Origin of the sequence: Streptomyces sp. NPDC007346, assembly GCF_040703535.1 — a bacterium.
Taxonomy (GTDB): domain Bacteria; phylum Actinomycetota; class Actinomycetes; order Streptomycetales; family Streptomycetaceae; genus Streptomyces.
The window spans coordinates 1-20,733 of sequence record NZ_JBEYKR010000063.1; the positions used below are offsets into that span (position 1 = coordinate 1).

The 20,733-nt window shown below is 74.3% G+C and carries 15 protein-coding genes; 12 read left to right on the forward strand and 3 right to left on the reverse strand.

What is annotated here, in order from left to right; genetic code table 11:
- Positions 1–1,135: ATP-binding protein (locus tag AB0917_RS18130; protein WP_366820555.1), on the reverse strand; the 1,135-nt coding region annotated here is incomplete at its 3' end.
- A 308-nt stretch (positions 1,136–1,443) separates the two neighbouring features.
- Between AB0917_RS18130 and AB0917_RS18135 the strand changes: the two genes are divergently transcribed.
- The 4 genes from AB0917_RS18135 (at position 1,444) to AB0917_RS18150 (ending at position 8,167) form a co-directional block, all read left to right on the forward strand.
- Positions 1,444–4,533 (forward strand): FAD-binding and (Fe-S)-binding domain-containing protein, encoded by a 3,090-nt coding sequence (locus AB0917_RS18135; protein WP_366820556.1) that lies wholly within the window; start codon positions 1,444–1,446, stop codon positions 4,531–4,533.
- Between the two features lie 42 nt (positions 4,534–4,575).
- On the forward strand, positions 4,576–5,109 hold the full coding sequence (gene cpt, locus AB0917_RS18140) for a chloramphenicol phosphotransferase CPT (RefSeq protein WP_366820557.1): 534 nt from the start codon (positions 4,576–4,578) through the stop codon (positions 5,107–5,109).
- 442 nt (positions 5,110–5,551) lie between these two features.
- On the forward strand, positions 5,552–6,742 hold the full coding sequence (locus AB0917_RS18145) for a hypothetical protein (RefSeq protein ID WP_366820559.1): 1,191 nt from the start codon (positions 5,552–5,554) through the stop codon (positions 6,740–6,742).
- A gap of 444 nt (positions 6,743–7,186) precedes the next feature.
- Positions 7,187–8,167: an EamA family transporter gene (locus AB0917_RS18150; RefSeq protein WP_366820561.1), complete on the forward strand. Its 981-nt coding sequence runs from the start codon at positions 7,187–7,189 to the stop codon at positions 8,165–8,167.
- Positions 8,168–8,356: 189 nt separating this feature from the next.
- On the opposite strand, the gene AB0917_RS18155 is transcribed toward AB0917_RS18150, so the two are convergent.
- Positions 8,357–9,076 carry an NUDIX domain-containing protein gene (locus AB0917_RS18155; protein WP_366820563.1) on the reverse strand — a complete coding sequence of 240 codons (720 nt, stop codon included), beginning with the start codon at positions 9,074–9,076 and terminating at the stop codon, positions 8,357–8,359.
- Positions 9,077–9,460: 384 nt separating this feature from the next.
- On the opposite strand from AB0917_RS18155, the gene AB0917_RS18160 reads away from it, so the two are divergent.
- From AB0917_RS18160 to AB0917_RS18195, 8 genes are all read left to right on the forward strand, one after another.
- Positions 9,461–10,273, forward strand: a complete 813-nt coding sequence (locus AB0917_RS18160) for a TIGR03084 family metal-binding protein (RefSeq protein ID WP_366820564.1) — start codon at positions 9,461–9,463, stop codon at positions 10,271–10,273.
- 35 nt (positions 10,274–10,308) lie between these two features.
- On the forward strand, positions 10,309–12,105 hold the full coding sequence (locus AB0917_RS18165; RefSeq protein WP_366820565.1) for an acyclic terpene utilization AtuA family protein: 1,797 nt from the start codon (positions 10,309–10,311) through the stop codon (positions 12,103–12,105).
- Positions 12,102–13,700: a carboxyl transferase domain-containing protein gene (locus tag AB0917_RS18170; RefSeq protein WP_366820566.1), complete on the forward strand. Its 1,599-nt coding sequence runs from the start codon at positions 12,102–12,104 to the stop codon at positions 13,698–13,700. Before AB0917_RS18165 ends, AB0917_RS18170 begins: the two co-directional genes overlap by 4 nt.
- Before the next feature lie 33 nt (positions 13,701–13,733).
- Complete coding sequence (locus AB0917_RS18175) at positions 13,734–15,788, forward strand: biotin carboxylase N-terminal domain-containing protein (protein WP_366820587.1); 2,055 nt, start codon at positions 13,734–13,736, stop codon at positions 15,786–15,788.
- Positions 15,785–16,966, forward strand: a complete 1,182-nt coding sequence (locus tag AB0917_RS18180; protein ID WP_366820567.1) for an acyl-CoA dehydrogenase — start codon at positions 15,785–15,787, stop codon at positions 16,964–16,966. The genes AB0917_RS18175 and AB0917_RS18180 overlap by 4 nt, the downstream gene beginning before the upstream one ends.
- 137 nt (positions 16,967–17,103) lie before the next feature.
- Positions 17,104–18,687: a 4-coumarate--CoA ligase family protein gene (locus AB0917_RS18185; protein WP_366820568.1), complete on the forward strand. Its 1,584-nt coding sequence runs from the start codon at positions 17,104–17,106 to the stop codon at positions 18,685–18,687.
- The gene (locus AB0917_RS18190; protein WP_366820569.1) at positions 18,684–19,418 is read left to right on the forward strand and encodes an enoyl-CoA hydratase family protein; all 735 of its coding nucleotides are present in this window, start codon (positions 18,684–18,686) and stop codon (positions 19,416–19,418) included. The genes AB0917_RS18185 and AB0917_RS18190 overlap by 4 nt, the downstream gene beginning before the upstream one ends.
- The gene (locus AB0917_RS18195; protein WP_366820570.1) at positions 19,406–20,014 is read left to right on the forward strand and encodes a TetR/AcrR family transcriptional regulator; all 609 of its coding nucleotides are present in this window, start codon (positions 19,406–19,408) and stop codon (positions 20,012–20,014) included. The genes AB0917_RS18190 and AB0917_RS18195 overlap by 13 nt, the downstream gene beginning before the upstream one ends.
- Positions 20,015–20,047: 33 nt before the next feature.
- Here the strand turns inward: AB0917_RS18195 and AB0917_RS18200 are convergent, their stop codons facing one another.
- Complete coding sequence (locus tag AB0917_RS18200) at positions 20,048–20,674, reverse strand: CGNR zinc finger domain-containing protein (RefSeq protein ID WP_366820571.1); 627 nt, start codon at positions 20,672–20,674, stop codon at positions 20,048–20,050.
- Positions 20,675–20,733: the final 59 nt, after the last annotated feature.

Here is a 20,733-nt window from a genome sequence, read left to right on the forward strand (position 1 = left end):
CGCGCTCAAGCAGCATGTGCTGTCGCTGCGCAACCATGTCAAAGGCCTCTCGGGCAAGGACTACAATCGCCTCGAGCCGGAACGAGACGGTCAGGCCGTGCTTACGGGCCAGCCGGCCGACGACGGCGAGGCCGAGCCGGGTGCCGGAGAGGTTGGTGAGGTCCTGGTTCTCGGCGGAGACGGCCCGCTCCGCGCGGCGCAGCTGCACCTCGCTCATGACCAGGCCGCTGTCCTCGACGGTGATGACGATGCCCGCCGGGACCTCCTCCACGTAGACGTGGACCTCGGCGGTGGGCGGCGAGAAGTTGGCAGCGTTGTCGAGCAGTTCGGCGAGCGCGTGCATGACGCCCTCGGCCGCGTGCCCGGCGATGGCGACGTCGCTGGTGGAGTGGAGGCGGACGCGCTGGTAGCTGCCGATGCGGCCCATCGCGCCGCGCAGGATCGACTCCATGATGATCGGCTTCGCCCAGCGCCGCCCGGAACGCGCCCCGGTCAGTACGGCGATGGAGTCCGCGAGCCGGCCCGCCTGGGCGGTGCGGTGGTCCAGGTGGAGCAGGTCCCCGAGCACGGACTCGTCGGTGTGCCGGTGCTCCATCTCCCGCAGGTCGGCCAGCATGCTGGTGGCCAGGGCCTGCATCCGCCCGGCCGCGTTGGCGCAGGCCGCGACGGCGGCGGAGCGCTCGGTCTCGGCGCGGGTGGCGCGGGCGGTGAGCCGGTCGACGGTGACGGACAGGTGGGCCCGCTCGGCGGCGGCCTCCGCGGCGATCCGCTCGGTCTCGGCGCGGGCCTCGGCGGTGACCCGGGCGGTCTCGGCGGAGGCGGCGGCCTTGATCCGGGCGGTCTCCGCGGTGAAGCGCTGGGCCTCGGAGGCGGAGGCGGAGACCAGGCGCGAGGTCTCGGAGGTGAACCGCTGGGTGTCGGCGGCCCGCAGGGAGCGCAGGGTGCGCGCGGTCCCCAGGGTGTGGACGGTGACGGCCACGCAGACGCTCAGCAGCACGGCGGCCGCGGCCGCGCCCCAGGCCAGCGGGGTCCGTACCGAATCGGGGGCCACGGCCACGGCCCACAGAGTCAGCGTGCCGGTGGCGGCTGCCGAGATCAGCAGCGCGAGTGCGGTGGGCCTGAAAGAGGGGCGCAATCGGAGTCCTCGGTGGCGGACGGTGCGGGACGGTTCGGGGCGGTGCGGGGTGGAGCAGGGTGGTGCAGAGGGGGGTGGTGCGAGGTGGTGCGTTCCGGGGCGAAGCTGTACCGGTCAAAACAGGACAGTTCGTCACGGGTGTGGGCGATCATGAACAACTGGAGCTGTTAATTCCTGCTCAAGTCTTGGTCACTATAGGAGACTTGACGGTCTGTTTGGGAAAATCTTGTGGGCTTCTTTGTGCGGCTTGAGAGATTATGTCCGTCCGCATCCCAAGAGTTCATCTGTACCGACGGCATGCTGAATCCATGGCCGAACAGCATCGCCCGACCGCCGAGGCTCCTGACGGGTTCGCCGCCGCGCTCCGCTCCGCCGTACGCGGCGAGAGCGACTTCGGGCGCTCCGCCCGCGCCCTGATGACGATGGACGCCTCCAACTACCGCCGCGTCCCGCTCGGCGTCCTCGCCCCGCGCGACGCCGACGACATCGCCGCCGCGCTGACGGTCTGCCGGGAGTACGGGGTCCCCGTCGTTCCGCGCGGCGGAGGCACGTCCATCGCGGGGCAGGCGACCGGGACGGGCCTCGTCCTGGACCTCACCCGCCACCTGCGCTCGATCGTCGCCCTGGACCCGGCCGCCCGCACCGCCGTCGTCCAGCCCGGCGTGGTCCTGGACGACCTGCGGGCCGCCGCCGCCCCGCACGGCCTGACCTTCGGCCCCGACCCGTCCACGCACAGCCGCTGCACCCTCGGCGGCATGATCGGCAACAACTCCTGCGGCTCGCACTCGGTGGCCTGGGGCACGACGGCGGACAACGTGCGGGGGCTGTCGGTGGTGCGGTACGGGGGCCAGGCGCTGCGCCTGGAGCGGGGAGGGGACGTCCGGGGCGGCCTGGGGCGGGGAGGGGACGTCCGGGGCCTGGGGCAGGAAGGGGGCGCGGGCCCCCACGGCGTACGCGAGCACGAGAGTATCGTCGGTGCCCACGGCGTACGCGAGCACGGGAGCGTCCTCGGCCCCCACGGCGTACGCGAGCACGGGAGCGTCCTCGGCCCCCACGGCGTACGCGAACTGGTCGACGCCCACCTCGCCCTCCTCCGCACCGGCTACCCCGACCTCCCGCGCCGCATCTCCGGCTACGCGCTCGACGCCCTGCTCCCCGAGCACCCCGGCGGCCCCGACCCCGTACGGGCGTTCTGCGGCAGCGAAGGCACCCTCGCCGTGGTCACCGAGGCGACCGTGCGCCTGGTCGAGGCCCCCCGCGCCCGCGCCCTGGCCGTCCTCGGGTACGCCGACGAGTCGGCGGCGGCCGAGGCGGCCCCCGGGCTCCTCCCGTACCGCCCGCTCACCGTCGAGGGCATGGCCGCCGACCTCGTACGCGAGGCGGCCGGGCTGCCGCGCGGGGCCGCCTGGCTCTTCGTGGAGACGGGCGGCGACACCCCGGCCCAGGCGCGGGCGCACGCCGAGCGCATCCTGCGGGGCGCCGACGCGGTGGACGGGACGGTCGTCACCGACCCGGCCGGGCAGCGGGCCCTGTGGCGCATCCGCGAGGACGCCTCCGGCACCGCCACCCGGATGCCCGATGGCAGTGAGGCGTGGCCCGGCTGGGAGGACTGCGCGGTCCCGCCCGCCCGGCTCGGCCCCTACCTCCGCGACTTCCGGGCCCTGCTCACCCAGCACGGCCTGCGCGGCACCCCGTACGGCCACTTCGGCGACGGCTGCATCCACGTACGCATCGACTTCGACCTGCTGACCCCGCCCGGCGTCGCCCGCTTCCGCCGCTTCTCCGGGGAACTGGCCGACCTCGTCGTCGCGCACGGCGGCTCCCTCAGCGGCGAGCACGGCGACGGCCAGGCGCGCGCGGAGCTGCTGCCCCGGATGTACGGGGACGAACTCGTCGCCCTCTTCGCCCGGTTCAAGGACCTGTGGGACCCGGACGGCGGCCTCAACCCCGGCATCCTCACCCGCCCGGCCCCCCTCGACACGAACCTCCGCTTCGCCGTCCTGCCCAAGCGCCCGGTGGACGTGGCCTTCGGCTACCCGCAGGACGGCGGCGACTTCGCGGGCGCGGTCCGCCGCTGCGTCGGCGTCGCCAAGTGCCGTACGGAGGCGGCGCCGGGCGCGGGCGTCATGTGCCCCTCCTACCGGGCGACCGGCGAGGAGGCGCACTCGACACGGGGGAGGGCCCGGCTGCTGCACGAGATGCTCGCGGGCGAGGTGATCACGGACGGCTGGCGGAGTACGGAGGTACGGGACGCGCTCGACCTCTGCCTCTCCTGCAAGGGGTGCCGCAGCGACTGCCCGGTGGGTGTCGACATGGCCACGTACAAGGCGGAGTTCCTGCACCACCACTACCGGGGCCGGCTCCGCCCCGCCGCCCACTACGCGATGGGCCGCCTCCCGCAGTGGCTGCGCCTGGCCCGCCCCTTCGCCCGCCCCCTCAACGCCCTGGCCCGGCTGCGCCTGCCGGCCGCTCTGGCGAAACGGCTGGCGGGGATCGCGCCCGAGCGGACGATCCCGGTGCTGGCGACCGAGACGTACAGCCGGTGGCTGCGCCGCCGCCACGGCCGGGGGAGGCACATCCACTCGTCGGCCCGGGTGGTGCACCTCTGGGCGGACACCTTCACCGAATACCTGTCCCCGCAGGTGGGCCGGGCGGCGGTCCGGGTGCTGGAGGAGGCGACGGGGCGTACGGTGCTGCCGCCGCCGGGCGGGGTCTGCTGCGGCCTCACCTACGTGTCGACCGGACAACTGGACGCGGCACGCCGGGTGATGCGCCGCACCCTGGACCGGATCGGTCTGCTCCCCGGCCACCCGCTCGTCGTCCTCGAACCGAGCTGCGCCGCCACCCTCCGTACCGACCTGCCCGAACTCCTCCCCGACGACCCACGCGCCGCCGAACTCGCCGGACGCGTACGGACCTTGGCCCAGTACCTGGAGGAGTACGCCCCCGACTGGACCCCGCCCCGCCTGGACCGCCCGGTCGCCGGCCAGACCCACTGCCACCAGCACGCAGTCCTGGGGGACGCGGCGGAGCGGCGGCTGCGCGAGCGGATGAGACTGACCGGCGAGCTGAGCGGCGGGTGCTGCGGCCTGGCCGGGAACTTCGGCTTCGAGAAGGGCCACTGGGAGGTGTCCGTTGCGTGTGCGGAGGAGCAACTGCTGCCCGCGGTGAGGGCGTCGGAGCCGGGTACGGAGCTGCTGGCGGACGGCTTCTCGTGCCGGACGCAGCTGGACCAGCTGGCCGGACGCCGGGCGCGCCACCTGGCGGAGGTGATGGCGGAGGGGCTGGAGGGGCTGGAGGGGAGGGTGCTGGACGCGCAGGGGCCGAAGGGGGAGAGGCCGAAGGGGGAGAGGCCGGAGGGGGAGAGGCTGGACAGGGAGGAGGAGGGCGGGCGCTGAAAGGCGTTTGCGGGGCTCCGGAGCGCTTGTACGGTGACGCGCGTGAAGACTCAAGTGATCGTTCTCAACGGCGGTTCCAGCTCCGGCAAGTCCGGGATCGTCCGGTGCTTGCAGGCCGTCCTGCCCGACCCGTGGCTCGCGCTCGGCACCGACACGATGGTCGAGGCGATGCCCGCCGCCCTCCAGGCCTCGGACACGGGGATCGCGTTCGGCCCGGACGGCGGGGTGAGCATCGGGCCGCAGTTCCGGGAGTTGGAGGACGCGTGGACCGAGGGGGTCGCCGCGATGGCCCGCGCGGGCGCCCGGATCATCGTCGACGAGGTGTTCCTCAGCGGGGCGGCGGGCCAGCGACGGTGGCGTGAACGGCTGGGCGGGCTCGGGGTGTTGTGGGTCGGTGTCCGGTGCGAGGGCGAGGTCGCGGCGGGACGGGAGACCGCCCGGGGAGACCGGACCGTGGGGATGGCCGCATCCCAGGCGGAGATCGTCCACCGGGGCGTGGTCTACGACCTGGAGGTCGACACCACCCGCACCGAGTCGCTGGTGTGCGCGCGGACGATCGCCGAGCACGTGAGGTGAGCGGGAGGGGGGCGTCGGGGCCCGCGCTAGCATCGACACGTTTGCGGTGATCGTCGCGGTTCGCAAGGGGGAACGTCATGGACGACGGGGGCAGGCGGCGGTGGAGGAGGAGGTGGGCGGTCCTCGGCTCCACGATGCTGCTGGACGCTGCGGACGTGGGGGTGCGGAAGGCGGGCTGCACACCGAAGGAGCCGCCGCGGACCACCGCACCGATGGCGCGGCCGGCGGAGAGCGGCCTGCCTGCCGTCAACCCTCTCTGCCGGATTCCCAGGGTGACGTTCCCCCTGGACGACGGCCGGAGCACGGTGTTCTACGCCCACATCCGGCCAGCACCCGGTGACGGAGGCGGTGAGAAGGGCCGGGAGGTGTTCGGGTGCTTCGCCGATGCCGTGGGCCGGCGCATCGGGTGCGAGCCCGCGAAGGGGAACGAGGGAACGGCGCGATGACGGACGGAACGACGGAGAACACCACCTCGGCCGGGGAAGCGGAACCGCGGCCCCCGTTGCTGCGGCGACTGGTGCACAGCCGGGTCGCTCGGGCCGTCACCGCGGCCGGGCTCGTCGGCGTACTGCTCGGCGCCGGTACGGTCGCCTGGCGGACGGATACGCTCCCGCTGTTCTCGTCCGACCCCTGCTGGGGCACGTTCGACGACACGCTGACCGAACGGATGTTCGGCGACCGCGAGACCGTCGCGGAGACCCAGCAGCTACAGCCCGACCCGAGCAGCGGAACCGCTGTGTACGGGCAGTGCCGGATCACCGGCTACGAGGACGGCGAGAAGGCGCGGGCGGCGAAACAGCTCACCGTGCAGGTCCGCAGGCCGGCCGGTTACGGCAGGCAGGACGTGTGGCCCGCCGAGTTCCTGGCGGCGGACATGGCCCCGCTCGGTTCGGGGCTGACCGGCATGGTCTCGCCGTCCCGGGCCTGGCTGGCGCTGCCGGAGAGCTGCACCGGACAGGTGGGAGTCCTGTCGGCCCCGGCCGTGGTGGACCTCGCCATGGGCGATGCGGCCGTGAGCGGCAGCGTCCCCGAGCATGACCGCGAGGACCGGGCCGCCCTCGCCGATGCGGTGGTGGCGGTGGCCAACGGCGTACGGAAGGAGCTGGGCTGCTCCGGGAGGTTCTCCGCTCCCGCCACGGACAAGCTTGCGGCACTCGTTCCCTGGCGGGAGGCGGATCCGGACACCCTCTGCGGGATCGAGGGGCTCAGCGTGCCCGCTGAGTACAGCGCGTCGCTGCGGCACGGGAGGGCGGGCGTCGGTGGCGGCGCCACCCGGACCTGCGAGGCCGGCAGCATCTACCCGCCGGGCGACCTGCGCCTGACGACGGTCGTCGACCCCGGGCTGGCCCGGATCTTCGCCGACGAGGCGGGCAACGGCGGCACGCGGCTGGAACGTGTGAAGGACGGTGGCCCCTCGGGGTTCGGCTCGATCGACGTGACGCGCGGGGTCTACCTGGCGCAGTGCCGGACCGGCGATGTGGCGTTCGTGGTCGAGCGGATGAAGTCGGTCGGCAGTGAGAAGGGGCAGAGGCCGAACCTGGTCCGGGCACTGCTGCCGAGGTACGTGGAGGCCGAGGCCGAGCGCGTCGGCTGCGGGCCGGTCCGGCTGAAGCTGCCGGAGGTCCTGGAGTAGGCACTCTGAATCGCGCCCGCCCCCTGGCCTGTCCTCGCGCGGTGATCTTCCGGGTCGGCGGCTGGAGCAAGCCCCCTGCCTCCGGCCTGCCCCCACGCGGTGATCTTCCAGGCCGGCGCGCGGCCGGCGCCGGCGGGGCGGGGTGGCCGGACCGTGGCGGCGGGTGAGGAGGGCCGGGAGGTCAGGGGCGCCGTCGGGCGGTGCGTGGGCGGTGTCCGGGTGGGGGCCGCCCGGGTGGCGCGGGCGCCTCGGGCCGTGTGGGGCGCCGGCCTGTCCTGCGTCTTCCGGGGGGCTGATATGTCCGGAGCATGACGAGATTCCGAACTCATTTCGCGGAACGCGCGCGGGTCCTTACCGTGGAGCCTGGGCCGCCGACCGTGCGGCACATCGTCCGGTACGTCCCGTAGGACTCGTACCTCTTGTCGCATTTTCGGAAGGCCGCTCGTGAACGTCCAGCGCAGTGCCGCAGAACCGGCCGCCGCAGCCGTCGCCGTACCCGAGGCGGTGCCCGCTCTGGACGCTGCCGACCACGGGACCCCGCCCGGGGGCGGGACCGGCCCGGGGCGGGGGGCGGGGCTGGTGCCGATCGTGCTGGTGGTCGCGGGGGGCCTGTCCGTCCAGTTCGGCTCGGCCATCGCGGCGCTGCTGATGCCGAGGGCGGGGGCGCTGGGCGTCGTCACGCTCCGGCTGGCGGCGGCCGCGCTGATCCTGCTGGTGGTGTGCCGGCCGAAGCTGCGCGGCCACTCGCGCGCGGACTGGGGCACGGTGGTCGCCTTCGGCGTCGCGATGGGCGGTATGAACACGCTGTTCTACCAGGCGCTGGACCGCATCCCGCTCGGCATCGCCGTCACCCTGGAGGTGCTCGGCCCGCTCGCGCTCTCCGTCTTCGCCTCGCGCCGCCTGATCAACGTGGTGTGGGCCGGGCTCGCCCTGGTCGGTGTGGTCCTGCTCGGCGGCGGGGGCTTCGACCGCCTGGACCCGGTGGGTGCGGCGTACGCGCTGGGGGCCGGGGCGATGTGGGCGGCGTACATCGTGTTCAGCGCCCGCACCGGCCGCCGCTTCCCGCAGGCGGACGGCCTGGCCCTGGCGATGGTCGTCGCCGCGGTCCTCTCGCTGCCGCTGGGCCTGTGGGAGTCCGGGGCCAAGCTCACGGTCCCCTCGACCCTGGCACTCGGCGCGGCGGTGGCGGTCCTCAGCTCGGTGCTCCCGTACACCCTGGAACTCATGGCCCTGCGTCGGCTGCCCGCCTCCACGTTCGCGGTGATGATGAGCCTGGAACCGGCCATCGCGGCCACCGCGGGCTTCCTGATCCTGAACCAGGCCCTGTCCACGACGGACGCCCTCGCCATCGCGCTGGTCATCGGGGCGAGCATGGGCGCGGTCCGCAGTCAGACGGGGGCGCGGAAGAGGCGGGAGAAGGGGTGAGGGGGCGCGCAACGGTAGCGGGCGCGGGGCGGGCCTGGGCTTCAGCTGTCGGGAGCGGGCCCTGGGCCTCAGCTGTCGGCAGCGGACCCAGGGCCTCAGCTGTTCGACGGAGGCCCAGGGCCTCAGCTGTTCGGCGGAGGCCCTGGGCTTCAGCTGAGGCAGGGGCGCGATGCGCGGTGGTCGCCGCGGTCACCAGGTGCAGGGCGCCTGGAGGTCGGTGATGGAGTCGGCCAGCTCGGCCGGGTGCGCGGGCCACCCCGTCCGGTGCCAGTGCTCGATCCGCCAGGACAGCCGGCGCGGCCACAGCGCGGTGGTGGGCAGCTCCGCCACGGGGATCCAGGCGAGCGTGCCGCCGTAGGTGTCCAGCGTCTCGGGGGGTCCGGGGCGCCCCTCGGCCGCCATGAGGAAGTAGTGCTCGTGCCGGCCCCCCTTCCAGACCCGCGCCACCTCGCGCCGGATGCTCCCGCGCAGACCGGTCTCCTCGCGGAGCTCCCGTACGACGGCCTCCTCGGGTGTCTCGCCCGGCTCGACCCCGCCGCCCGGGATCTCGTAGTACGGGCCGTCCTCGTCCGGCTCCTGGAAGCGGATGAGCAGCATGTGCCCGTCACGGATCACGATCGCCCCGGCCCGGACCCGTACGGGAGGGACGGCGGCCGGATCGTCCACCTCCACCTCGGCCGCCCCCGTCGGCCCGGCCCCGGCCGCCCAGGCCCGCAGGACGGCCTCCGCCCTGCCGGCCGGCCGTATGCGCGCGTGCAGGGCCTCGTCCAGTCGGAGCGCGTGCAGCCGTCCCGGGGGTGTCGCCGTACCGGGGAAGGCGTAGCGGACGTGTCCGGCCTCGCGGTGCTCCTCCAGGACGAGCCGGTCGCCGTCGAAGTGCGGGTTCACCAGGTGCGGTTCGGCAGTCATCGGCGGAGATTAGCAGCGGCTCCGCGCCTCGGACCGGTGGCGGGGGCGAGAACCGGACATCGGCCGGTTCCTCCGATGCCCGGCCGCCGACTACGCCGCCCGCCCCGAGTCACCCGCCGGGCTGTCTCGTCACCCCCGCCGCCCGCCCCGAGCTACCCGCCGGGCTGTCTCGTCACCCCCGCCGTCGCCCCAAGCCACCCGCCGCCGCCCCGGCGCCCCCGCCGGCGCCCACCTGTCCCCGCCGGCGCCCAGCCGTCCCCGCCGGCGCCCCGCGCCGGATAGCCGGGCCCGCCCGCAAGCAGAAAATCATGCAAGCGTGCTTGATTGTTTCCCGGTCCGCTGCCATGCTCCTGGGCACCACACCCGGTCCCGAGGGGAGCGCACGTGTCCGATGTCGCAGCGGTGATCGACGATCTGCGCGAGGAGAGCGACGAACTCGACGCGCTGGTGGCGGCGCTGGAGCCCGGCCGGTGGCGCGAGGCGACCCCCGCTGAGGGGTGGACCGTCGCCCACCAGATCGCCCACCTCACCTGGACCGACGCGGTCGCGCTGCTGGCGGCCACCGAGCCGGAGCGGTTCGCCGACGAGGTGGCCAAGGCGCTCGCCGCCCCCGAGTCCTTCGTCGACGAAGGGGCCGAGGCGCTGGTCGCCGCCCACACCCCGGACGCCCTGCTCGCCCGGTGGCGGGAGGGGCGGCGGCGGCTCGGCGAGGCGCTGCGGGACGCCCCGGCCGGGACCCGCATCCCCTGGTACGGGCCGCCGATGAGCGTCGCCTCCATGGCGACCGCCCGGCTCATGGAGACCTGGGCCCACGGCCAGGACATCGCCGACGCCCTGGGGGTGACCCGCGCCCCCACCGCCCGGCTGCGGCACGTCGCGCGGATCGGGGTGCGGGCCCGGGACTACGCCTACGGGGTCCGGGGCATCACCGCGCCCGTCGAGGAGTTCCGCGTCGAACTGCGCACGCCCGACGGCGCGTTGCTCACGTACGGCCCCGAGGGCGCCGCCCAGCGCGTCACCGGCCCCCTGCTCGACTTCTGCCTCCTGGTCACCCAGCGCGCCCACCGCGCCGACCTCGCCGTCACCGCTGAGGGGCGCGAGGCGGACCAGTGGCTCTCCATCGCCCAGGCGTTCGCCGGGCCCCCGGGACCGGGCCGCCCGCCCCGCGCGGAACAGGCCGTACGGGACGACCGGTGAACGCCCCGCGCGGAACAGGCCGTACGGGACGACCGGTGACCGCCCCGCCGGGGCCCGCCCCCGTCCTCCGCGTCGGCAACGCCTCCGGCTTCTACGGCGACCGCTTCGACGCCGTACGCGAGATGCTCACCGGCGGCCCCCTCGACGTCCTCACCGGCGACTACCTCGCCGAGCTGACCATGCTCATCCTCGGCCGCAGCCGCCTCAAGGACCCGGAGAAGGGGTACGCCACCACCTTCCTGCGCCAGCTCGAAGAAGGGCTCGGCCTCGCCCACGAGCGCGGGGTGAAGATCGTCACCAACGCGGGCGGGCTCAACCCGGCCGGACTGGCCGACGCCGTACGGAAGGTGGCGGCCAGGACCGGGGTGCCGGTCACCGTCGCCCACGTCGAGGGCGACAGCCTGCCCGTGCCGGAGGGGTTCCTCACCGCCAACGCCTACCTCGGCGGGGCCGGGATCGCCGCCTGCCTGCGGGCCGGGGCCGACATCGTCGTGACGGGCCGGGTCACCGACGCGGCCCTCGTCACCGGCCCGGCCGCCGCCCACTTCGGCTGGGGGCCGGACGACCTGGACGCCCTCGCGGGGGCCGTGGTGGCCGGGCACGTGCTGGAGTGCGGTACGCAGGCGACCGGCGGGAACCACGCCTTCTTCGGGGAGCACGACCCCGGCCTCCTGCGCCGCCCCGGCTTCCCGCTCGCCGAGATCCACGCCGACGGGTCGTCCGTCATCACCAAGCACGACGGTACGGGGGGCGTCGTCGACCTCTCCACCGTCACCGCCCAACTCCTGTACGAGACCGGGGGAGCCCGGTACGCGGGGCCCGACGTCACGGCCCGGCTCGACACCGTACGGCTCACCCCGGACGGCCCGGACCGGGTCCGCGTCGACGGGGTGCGCGGTGAGGCCCCGCCGCCCACCCTCAAGGCCGGGCTCACCCGGCTCGGCGGCTGGCGCAACGAGGTCGTCTTCGTCCTCACCGGGCTCGACGTGGAGGCCAAGGCCCGCCTGGTGCGCGAGCAGTTCGCCGACGCCCTGGAGCGGGGCGGCGGGCGGCCGCCGGCCGAGGTGCGCTGGGAGCTGGCCCGTACCGACCGTCCCGACGCCGACACCGAGGAGCGGGCCAGTGCCCTGCTCCGGCTCGTCGTCCGCGACCAGGACGCCGACGCGGTGGGCCGGGCCGTCTCCGGGGCCGCCGTCGAACTGGCCCTCGGCAGCTACCCGGGCTTCCACGTCACCGCCCCGCCCGGGAAGGGCGCTCCCTACGGGGTGTTCGAGGCGGCCTACGTACCGGCGGGGGAGGTCGAGCACACCGCCGTGCTGCCGGACGGGACCCGGGAGGCCGTCGAACCACCCGACGTCACGCAGGAGTTGGCCGAGGCCGACGCGCCGCCGCTGCCTGGCCCGTACCCTCCCGGCCCCACCCGGCGCGCCCCCCTCGGGCTCGTCGCGGGCGCCCGCAGCGGGGACAAGGGCGGCGACGCCAACGTGGGCGTCTGGGTGCGCGGCGACGAGGCGTGGCGGTGGCTGGCCCACGAGCTGACCGTCGACCGGTTCCGGGAGCTCCTGCCCGAGACCGCCGACTTGACCGTCGTACGCCACGTCCTGCCCAACCTGCGCGCCCTGAACTTCACCGTGCACGGACTCCTGGGGGAGGGCGTCGCCGCGCAGGCCCGGTTCGACCCGCAGGCCAAGGCGGTGGGGGAGTGGCTGCGGTCGCGGTGGCTGCCCGTTCCCGTGGGACTGCTCGAAGGTGCCCGTACCCCGGAACCGCCCGACGGCACCGTCGAGCCGGAACCGTCCCGAGACGTCGATGACCCGGAGGTGCCCGCATGACCGTCCTGCCCACCGGGCTCGACACCAACAGCCCGGAGTACGCGGCCAATCGGGCCGCCATGCTGGCCAAGCTCACCGAGCTGGAGGCCGAGCACGCCAAGGCGCTCGCGGGCGGCGGCGAGAAGTACGTGACCCGCCACCGAAAGCGCGGCAAACTCCCGGCGCGGGAGCGGATCGAGCTGCTCGTCGACCCCGACACCCCGTTCCTGGAGCTGTCGCCGCTGGCCGCCTGGGGCAGCGATTACGCGGTCGGCGCCTCGCTCGTCACCGGGATCGGGGTGGTGGAGGGCGTCGAGTGCCTGATCACCGCCAACGACCCGACCGTACGCGGCGGGGCCTCGAACCCGTGGACGCTGAAGAAGGCCCTGCGCGCCAACGAGATCGCCTTCGCCAACCGGCTCCCCGCCATCAGCCTGGTGGAGTCGGGCGGCGCCGATCTGCCGTCCCAGAAGGAGATCTTCATCCCCGGCGGGGCGCTGTTCCGGGACATCACACGGCTTTCGGCCGCCGGAATCCCCACCGTGGCCGTCGTGTTCGGCAACTCGACCGCCGGAGGCGCGTACGTCCCCGGCATGTCCGACCACGCCGTGATGATCCGGGAGCGGTCCAAGGTCTTCCTCGGGGGACCGCCGCTGGTGAAGATGGCGACCGGTGAGGAGAGCGACGACGAGTCCCTCGGCGGGGCCGGGATGCACGCCCGTACGTCGGGGCTCGCCGACCACTTCGCCGTCGACGAGCAGGACGCGATCCGCCAGGCCCGGCGCATCGTCGCCCGCTTCAACTGGCGTAAGGCGCACGCCGATCCGGGACCCGCCGAACCGCCGAAGTACGACGAGGAGGAGCTGCTCGGGATCGTGCCGGGCGACCTGAAGGTGCCGTTCGACCCGGGCGAGGTGATCGCCCGGCTGGTCGACGGCTCGGACTTCGACGCGTTCAAGCCGCTGTACGGGACGAGCCTGGTCACCGGGTGGGCGCGGCTGCACGGCTACCCGGTCGGCATCCTCGCCAACGCGCAGGGCGTGCTGTTCAGCGAGGAGTCGCAGAAGGCCGCCCAGTTCATCCAGCTCGCCAACCAGCGGGACATCCCGCTCCTCTTCCTCCACAACACCACCGGCTACATGGTCGGCAAGGAGTACGAGCAGGGCGGCATCATCAAGCACGGCGCGATGATGATCAACGCCGTCGCCAACTCGAAGGTCCCGCACCTGTCGGTGCTGATGGGCGCCTCGTACGGGGCCGGGCACTACGGGATGTGCGGGCGCGCCTACGACCCGCGCTTCCTCTTCGCCTGGCCCAGCAGCAAGTCCGCCGTCATGGGGCCGCAGCAGCTCGCGGGCGTCCTGTCCATCGTGGCCCGCGCGTCGGCCGCCGCGAAGGGGCAGCCGTACGACGACGAGGCGGACGCCGGGCTGCGCGCCATGGTGGAGCAGCAGATCGAGGCGGAGTCGCTGCCGGTGTTCCTGTCCGGGCGGCTGTACGACGACGGGGTCATCGACCCGCGCGACACCCGGACCGTCCTCGGAATGTGCCTGTCCGCGATCCACACCGCACCGGTCGAGGGCGCCCGTGGCGGCTTCGGCGTCTTCCGGATGTGAGGCCAGATGACCACCGCTACCCACGGGGCCCGGATGACCATCACCACGCTGCTCGTCGCCAACCGGGGCGAGATCGCCTGCCGGATCTTCCGCACCTGCCGTGACCTGGGCATCACCACGGTCGCCGTGTACTCCGACGCGGACGCCGACGCCCTGCACGTACGCGAGGCGGACCTCGCCGTGCGGCTGCCGGGCGCCGCCCCCGCCGACACCTATCTGCGCGGCGATCTCGTGGTGGCCGCCGCGCGGGCCGCCGGGGCGGACGCCGTGCACCCCGGCTACGGCTTCCTCTCCGAGAACGCCGCCTTCGCCGCCGCCGTGCGCGACGCGGGGCTGGTGTGGGTCGGCCCGCCGGTCGAGGCCATCGAGCTGATGGCGTCCAAGACCCGGGCCAAGGAGCTGATGGGCGGGGCGGGGGTGCCTCTGCTGGCCCCCGTGGACCCGGCGACCGCCACCCCGGAGGACCTGCCGCTGCTGCTGAAGGCCGCGTCGGGCGGGGGCGGGCGCGGGATGCGGATCGTCCGCGAACTCGACTCGCTGCCCGGTGAGTTGCTGGCGGCCGCCGCCGAGGCCGCCTCCGCCTTCGGGGACGGGGAGGTGTTCGCGGAGCCGTACGTGGAGCGGGGCCGGCACGTCGAGGTGCAGGTCATGGCGGACGCGTACGACACCGTGTGGGCGCTGGGGACCCGGGACTGCTCGCTCCAGCGCCGCCACCAGAAGGTCATCGAGGAGGCCCCGGCCCCCGGCCTGGACGAGGCCCTGCGCACCCGGCTGCACGGCGCGGCGGTGGCGGCGGCGCGGGCGGTCGGCTACCGGGGGGCGGGGACCGTGGAGTTCCTGGTCTCCGCCGAGGGGCGGCCGTACTTCCTGGAGATGAACACCCGCCTCCAGGTCGAACACCCGGTGACGGAGGCCGTGTTCGGGGTGGACCTGGTCGCGCTGCAACTGCGCGTCGCGGAGGGGGAGCCGCTGCCCGCGCCTCCGGAAGCGGCCGGCCACGCGGTGGAGGCCCGGCTCTACGCCGAGGACCCCGCCCGCGACTGGCAGCCGCAGACCGGAGCACTGCTCACGCTGGAGGTGCCGGACGCGCCCGGCCTGCGCCTGGACACCGGGTACACCGGCGGCGACACCATCGGCGTCCACTACGACCCGATGCTCGCCAAGGTCATCGCCCACGCGCCGACGCGCACCGAGGCGGTCCGCCTGCTGGCCGGGGCCCTGGAACGCGCCCGTGTCCACGGCCCGGTCACCAACCGCGCCCTGCTCGTACGGTCGTTGCGCCACCCGGACTTCGCGGCGGGCCGGCTCGACACCGGCTTCTACGACCGGCACCTGGCGGAGCTGACCGCGCCGGAGGCCTCCGGGGACCCCGCGACGGCCGCCCTCGCCGCCGCCCTGGCGGAAGCCGTACGCGCCACGCGCACCCCGGGGCCCGCCCCCACCCGCTTCGGCGCCTGGCGCAACGTCCCCTCGCAGCCCCAGTTCAAGCGCTACCGCAGCGAACCGGACGGCACCGAGCACGAGATCGCCTACCGCACCCCGCGCACCGGCACCCCGGAACCGTACGACGCCCCCGGCGTCCGGGTGCTCGCCGCCGCACCCGACCGGGTGACCCTCGAACTCCACGGTGTGACACGGCACTTCACCATCGCCACCGACTCCGACCGGAGCCCCGGCCCCGACCGGAGCCCCGGCCCCGACCGGAGCCCCGGCCGGTGCTACGTGGACACCGCCGGAGCCTCGTACACCTTCACCGCCCTGCCCCGCTTCACCGACCCCGCCACACAGACCGACCCCGGCTCGCTCCTGGCCCCCATGCCCGGCACCGTCGTCCGCCTCGCGGAGGGCCTGGCGCCGGGGGCCGCCGTGGCGGCCGGGCAGCCGCTGATCTGGCTGGAGGCGATGAAGATGGAGCACCGCGTCCTCGCCCCCGCGTCCGGCACCCTCACCGCCCTGCACGCCGCCCCCGGCCACCAGGTCGAGGTGGGCGCGCTGCTCGCCGTGGTCCAGGAGGACCCCGGTCCCGCCCCCGCAGCCGCGCCCGGATCCGTTCCCGTACCCGCTTCCGTACCGGAGGAGAACGCATGAGCACCGTCGGCACCGTCCTCGAGACCGAAGAGCACCAGGCGCTGCGCGCCGCCGTCGCCGCCCTCGGAAAGCGGTACGGGCGCGACTACATGACCACCGTCGTCCGCGAGGGCTCCCACACCCGCGAGCTGTGGGCGGAGGCCGCCAAGCTCGGCTACCTCGGGGTGAACCTCCCCGAGGAGTACGGCGGCGGAGGCGGCGGCATGGCGGAACTCTCCATCGTGCTGGAGGAGTTGGGGGCGGCGGGCTCGCCCCTCCTCATGATGATCGTGTCCCCGGCGATCTGCGGCACGGTCATCGCCCGCTTCGGCACCGACGAACAGAAGCGCACGTGGCTGCCGGGCCTGGCCGACGGCAGCCTCACCATGGCCTTCGGCATCACCGAACCGGACGCCGGTTCCAACTCCCACCGGATCACCACCACCGCCCGCCGCGACGGCACGGGCCCGGACGCCGACTGGCTGCTCACCGGCCGCAAGGTCTTCGTCTCCGGTGTCGACATAGCCGACGCGACGCTGATCGTGGGCCGTACGGAGGACGCCCGCTCCGGGAAGCTGAAGCCGTGCCTGTTCATCGTCCCGCGCGACGCCGAGGGCTTCGGGCGGAAGGTGATCGACATGGAACTCCACGCCCCCGAGAAGCAGTTCGAACTCGTCCTGGACGACGTACGGCTGCCCGCCGACGCCCTGGTGGGCGACGAGGACGCGGGCCTGCTCCAGCTCTTCGCGGGGCTGAACCCGGAGCGGATCATGACGGCCGCGTTCGGGATCGGAATGGGCCGGTTCGCGCTCGGCAGGGCCGTCGAGTACGCCCGTACCCGGCAGGTCTGGAAGGCCCCGATCGGCTCCCACCAGGCCATCGCGCACCCGCTCGCCACCGCGCACATCGAGCTGGAGCTGTCGCGCCTGATGATGCAGAAGGCCGCCCGGCTCTACGACGAGGGCGACGACATCGGGGCGGGGGAGGCGGCGAACATGGCGAAGTACGCGGCCGGCGAGGCCTGCGTGAAGGCGGTCGACCAGGCGGTCCACACCCTGGGCGGCAACGGCCTGACCCGCGAGTACGGGCTCGCCTCGCTGATCACCGCGTCCCGGGTGGCCCGGATCGCGCCGGTCAGCCGGGAGATGATCCTCAACTACGTCTCGCACCAGTCGCTGGGCCTGCCGAAGTCGTACTGACACGCCCCGCGCTTTCCCGCTGTCCGACCTCTCCCCTTTCTCCGCCCGCAGGGGCGATTCTGACTCTCCACACCCGCACGGCGTCCCGCGCCCGCCCCCCCCGGCGGCGCGGGCCACCGCGACGACAGGGGTCCGCCATGGTGTTCCGCAGTGAGTACGCAGACGTACCGGCCCTCGACACGCCCATCCACGAAGCGGTCCTCGGAGGGGCCGCGGAGTTCGGCGACACGGTCGCCCTCATCGACGGGGTGAACGGCACCTCCCTCACGTACGCCCAGCTCGACGGCTTCCACCGCCGCATCGCCGCCGCACTCGCCGAGGCGGGGCTCGGCAAGGGCGACGTGCTCGCCCTGCACAGCCCGAACACCATCGCCTACCCGGCCGTCTTCTACGGGGCCACGCGCGCCGGCGCCTCCGTCACCACGGTCCACCCGCTGGCGACGGCGGAGGAGTTCGCCAAGCAGCTGGCCGACAGCGGGGCGACGTGGATCGTGACGGTCTCCCCGCTCCTGGAGACGGCCCGCCGGGCGGCCGAACTGACCGGCGGCGTCCGGGAGATCTACGTCTGCGACCAGGCGGAGGGCCACCCCTCCGTCCTGGACATGCTCGCCTCCACCGCCCCCGAGCCCGAGATCGCCATCGACCCCGGCGAGGACGTGGCGGCGCTCCCGTACAGCTCCGGCACGACGGGCACGCCCAAGGGCGTCATGCTGACGCACCGGTCGATCGGGACGAACCTGGAGCAGCTGAGACCGTTCATCCCGATGGAGGAGGGCGACCGGATTCTGGCGGTTCTTCCCTTTTTTCATATCTACGGGCTCACGGCGCTGATGAACGCCCCGCTGCGCTGTGGCTCGACCGTCGTCGTCCTGCCCCGCTTCGACCTGGCGCAGTTCCTGGAGGCCATCCGGACGCACCGCATCACCGGGCTGTACGTGGCCCCGCCGATCGTGCTGGCGCTGGCGAAACACCCGCTGGTGGGGGAGTACGACCTGTCCTCGCTCCGGTACATCGTCAGCGCCGCCGCCCCGCTCGACGCCGAGCTGGCGGCGGCGTGTTCGGCCCGGCTGGGGCTGCCGCCGGTCCGGCAGGCGTACGGGATGACGGAGCTGTCGCCCGGTACGCACGTGGTGCCGCTCTCCGTGGAGCAGCCGCCGCCGGGCACGGTGGGCAAGCTGCTGCCCAGCACCGAGATGCGGATCGTGTCCCTGGTGGACCCGGAGCAGGACGCGGAGCCGGGGGCGGACGGCGAGATCCTCATCCGCGGCCCCCAGGTGATGAAGGGCTACCTGGGCCGCCCGGACGCCACGGCCGCGATGATCGACGCGGACGGCTGGGTGCACACGGGGGACGTCGGCCGGGTGGACGAGGACGGCTGGCTGTACGTCGTCGACCGGGTCAAGGAGCTGATCAAGTACAAGGGCTACCAGGTGGCCCCGGCCGAGCTGGAGGCCCTGCTGCTCACCCATGAGCAGGTGGCGGACGCGGCGGTGATCGGGGTGTACGACGCCGAGGGCAACGAGGTCCCGAAGGCGTTCCTGGTCCGGGGGCCGGAGGGGGAGGGCCTCACCGCCGACGACGTGATGGCCTATGTGGCCGAGCGGGTCTCGCCGTACAAGAAGGTGCGGCAGGCCGAGTTCGTCGCTGCGGTGCCCCGGGCGGCGTCCGGCAAGATCCTCCGGCGCGAGCTGCGCGACCGGGAGAAGACGGAGGAGCAGTGACCCTGATCGCACGGACGCGGGAGCGGGGCATCGCCACGCTGACCCTGGACTCCCCGGCCAACCGCAACGCGCTCTCGGCGGCGCTCGTCGGCGAACTCCGCGAGGCGCTGGCGGTCTGCGCCGCCGACGGCACCGTACGGGCGGTGGTGCTGACCCACACGGGGACGACGTTCTGCGCCGGCGCGGACCTGAAGGCGCCGCCGGACCCGGCGGTCTTCGTGGGCCTGATGCGGGAGATCGTGGCGCTGCCGAAGCCGGTGGTGGCCCGGGTCGACGGCCACGTCCGGGCGGGCGGGCTGGGCCTGCTGGCGGCGTGCGACATCGCCGTGGCGGGCCCGTCGTCGACCTTCGCGCTCACCGAATCGCGGCTGGGCCTGGCACCGGCGGTCATCTCGCTGACCCTGCTGCCCCGCGTGGACCGTACGGCGGCGAACCGCTACTACCTCACGGGGGAGCGGTTCGACGCGGCGGAGGCGGCGAGGATGTCGCTGGTCACCGTGGCCGCCGAGGAGGTGGACCAGGCGCTCGTACCGGTCCTGGACGGCCTGCGCAGGGCGTCACCGCAGGGGCTGGCCGCATCGAAGGAGCTGGTCACGGCTACGGTGCTGGGGAGCTTCGACCAGTACGCCGAAGACCTCATCGCCCGCTCCGCCGCGCTGTTCGCTTCCGAGGAGGCCAGGGAGGGGATGACGGCCTTCCTCGAACGACGGGACCCGGCATGGGTGCGGTGACCTCCTCCTCCTCCACTTCCAAAGCGGTGCACACGCCCAAGCAGGACCGCAGCCGGGCGACCCGGCAGCGGCTCCTGGAGGCGGCGGTGGCCTGCCTGGCCGAACACGGCTGGGCGGGCTCCACCGTCTCGGTCGTCGCCGAGCGGGCCGGGGTCTCGCGGGGCGCGGCCCAGCACCACTTCCCGACCCGCGAGGACCTGTTCACGGGGGCGGTGGAGTACGTGGCCGAGGAGCGCTCGGCCGCCCTGCGCGCGCTCCCCGTACAGGGCCGCGCGGAGGTGGTCGCGGCGCTGGTGGACCTGTACACGGGCCCCCTGTTCCGGGCCGCGCTCCAGCTGTGGGTCGCCGCGTCCAACGAGGACCAGCTGCGCCCGCGCGTGACGGAGCTGGAGGCGCGGGTGGGCCGCGAGACCCACCGCATCGCCGTCGAACTCCTGGGCGCCGACGAGTCCCGCCCCGGCGCCCGCGAAACGGTCCAGGGCCTCCTGGACATGGCCCGCGGCCTGGGCCTGGCCAACCTCCTCACCGACGACACCGCCCGGCGCGCCCGGGTGGTGGCGCAGTGGGCGGCGCTGGTGGAGGAGGGGCTGGGGTGAGGGGCGGGACCGCGCCGCGCGGGGTGAAGGCCGTCAGGGGGCTGCCCGTGACGCCCGCGCCGCGTAGTGCCGGGCGACCCGCGCGCGGTTTCCGCAGCCCGTACGCGTGCACCACCGACGGGTGCCGTTGCGGCTGGCGTCGTAGAAGTAGAGCCCGCACCCCAGGGTGGCGCAGGGCCGTATGCGGTCGGGGTCCTCGGTGAGCAGCCGCAGGTAGTCGGTGCCGGCCAGCCAGCCGAGCCGGTGCTGCGGTTCGTCCACCTCGACGTACTCGGCGGGGCCGTCCGGCGTGAGCGTGCGGCGGATCCGCCCCGGCGCCAGGATGCGGTTGAACGCCGCCAGGCCGGTGGCGTCCGGCCGGCCGCCGACCACCCCGGCCAGCGCCGCACGGGCCTGCCGGGCGACGTCCAAGGTCGGCCGGTCGGCCCGCAGTTCGCCGTCGTGGAAGGCCGGTGCGGCGTGTGAACCGGCCAGCCAGAGGGCGAGTCCGGCGAGGTCCGTGAGCAGATCGTGGCGCCCGTGGCGGTCGTGCCAGCGGGTGTTGAGAAGGTCGAGGCAGAGCGGCTCGCGGGTGAGCGGGCGCGGGTCGGGGCCCGGCCCCACGGAGGCGGTCACCGTCCCACCGTCCGTGTGCCCGACAGCTTGTTCCTGCTGTGGCATTGGCTCTCCATGGTCGGCGGACGGTGCGGGGCGCCGGTGGGGGCCCGCACCGTCCGGGG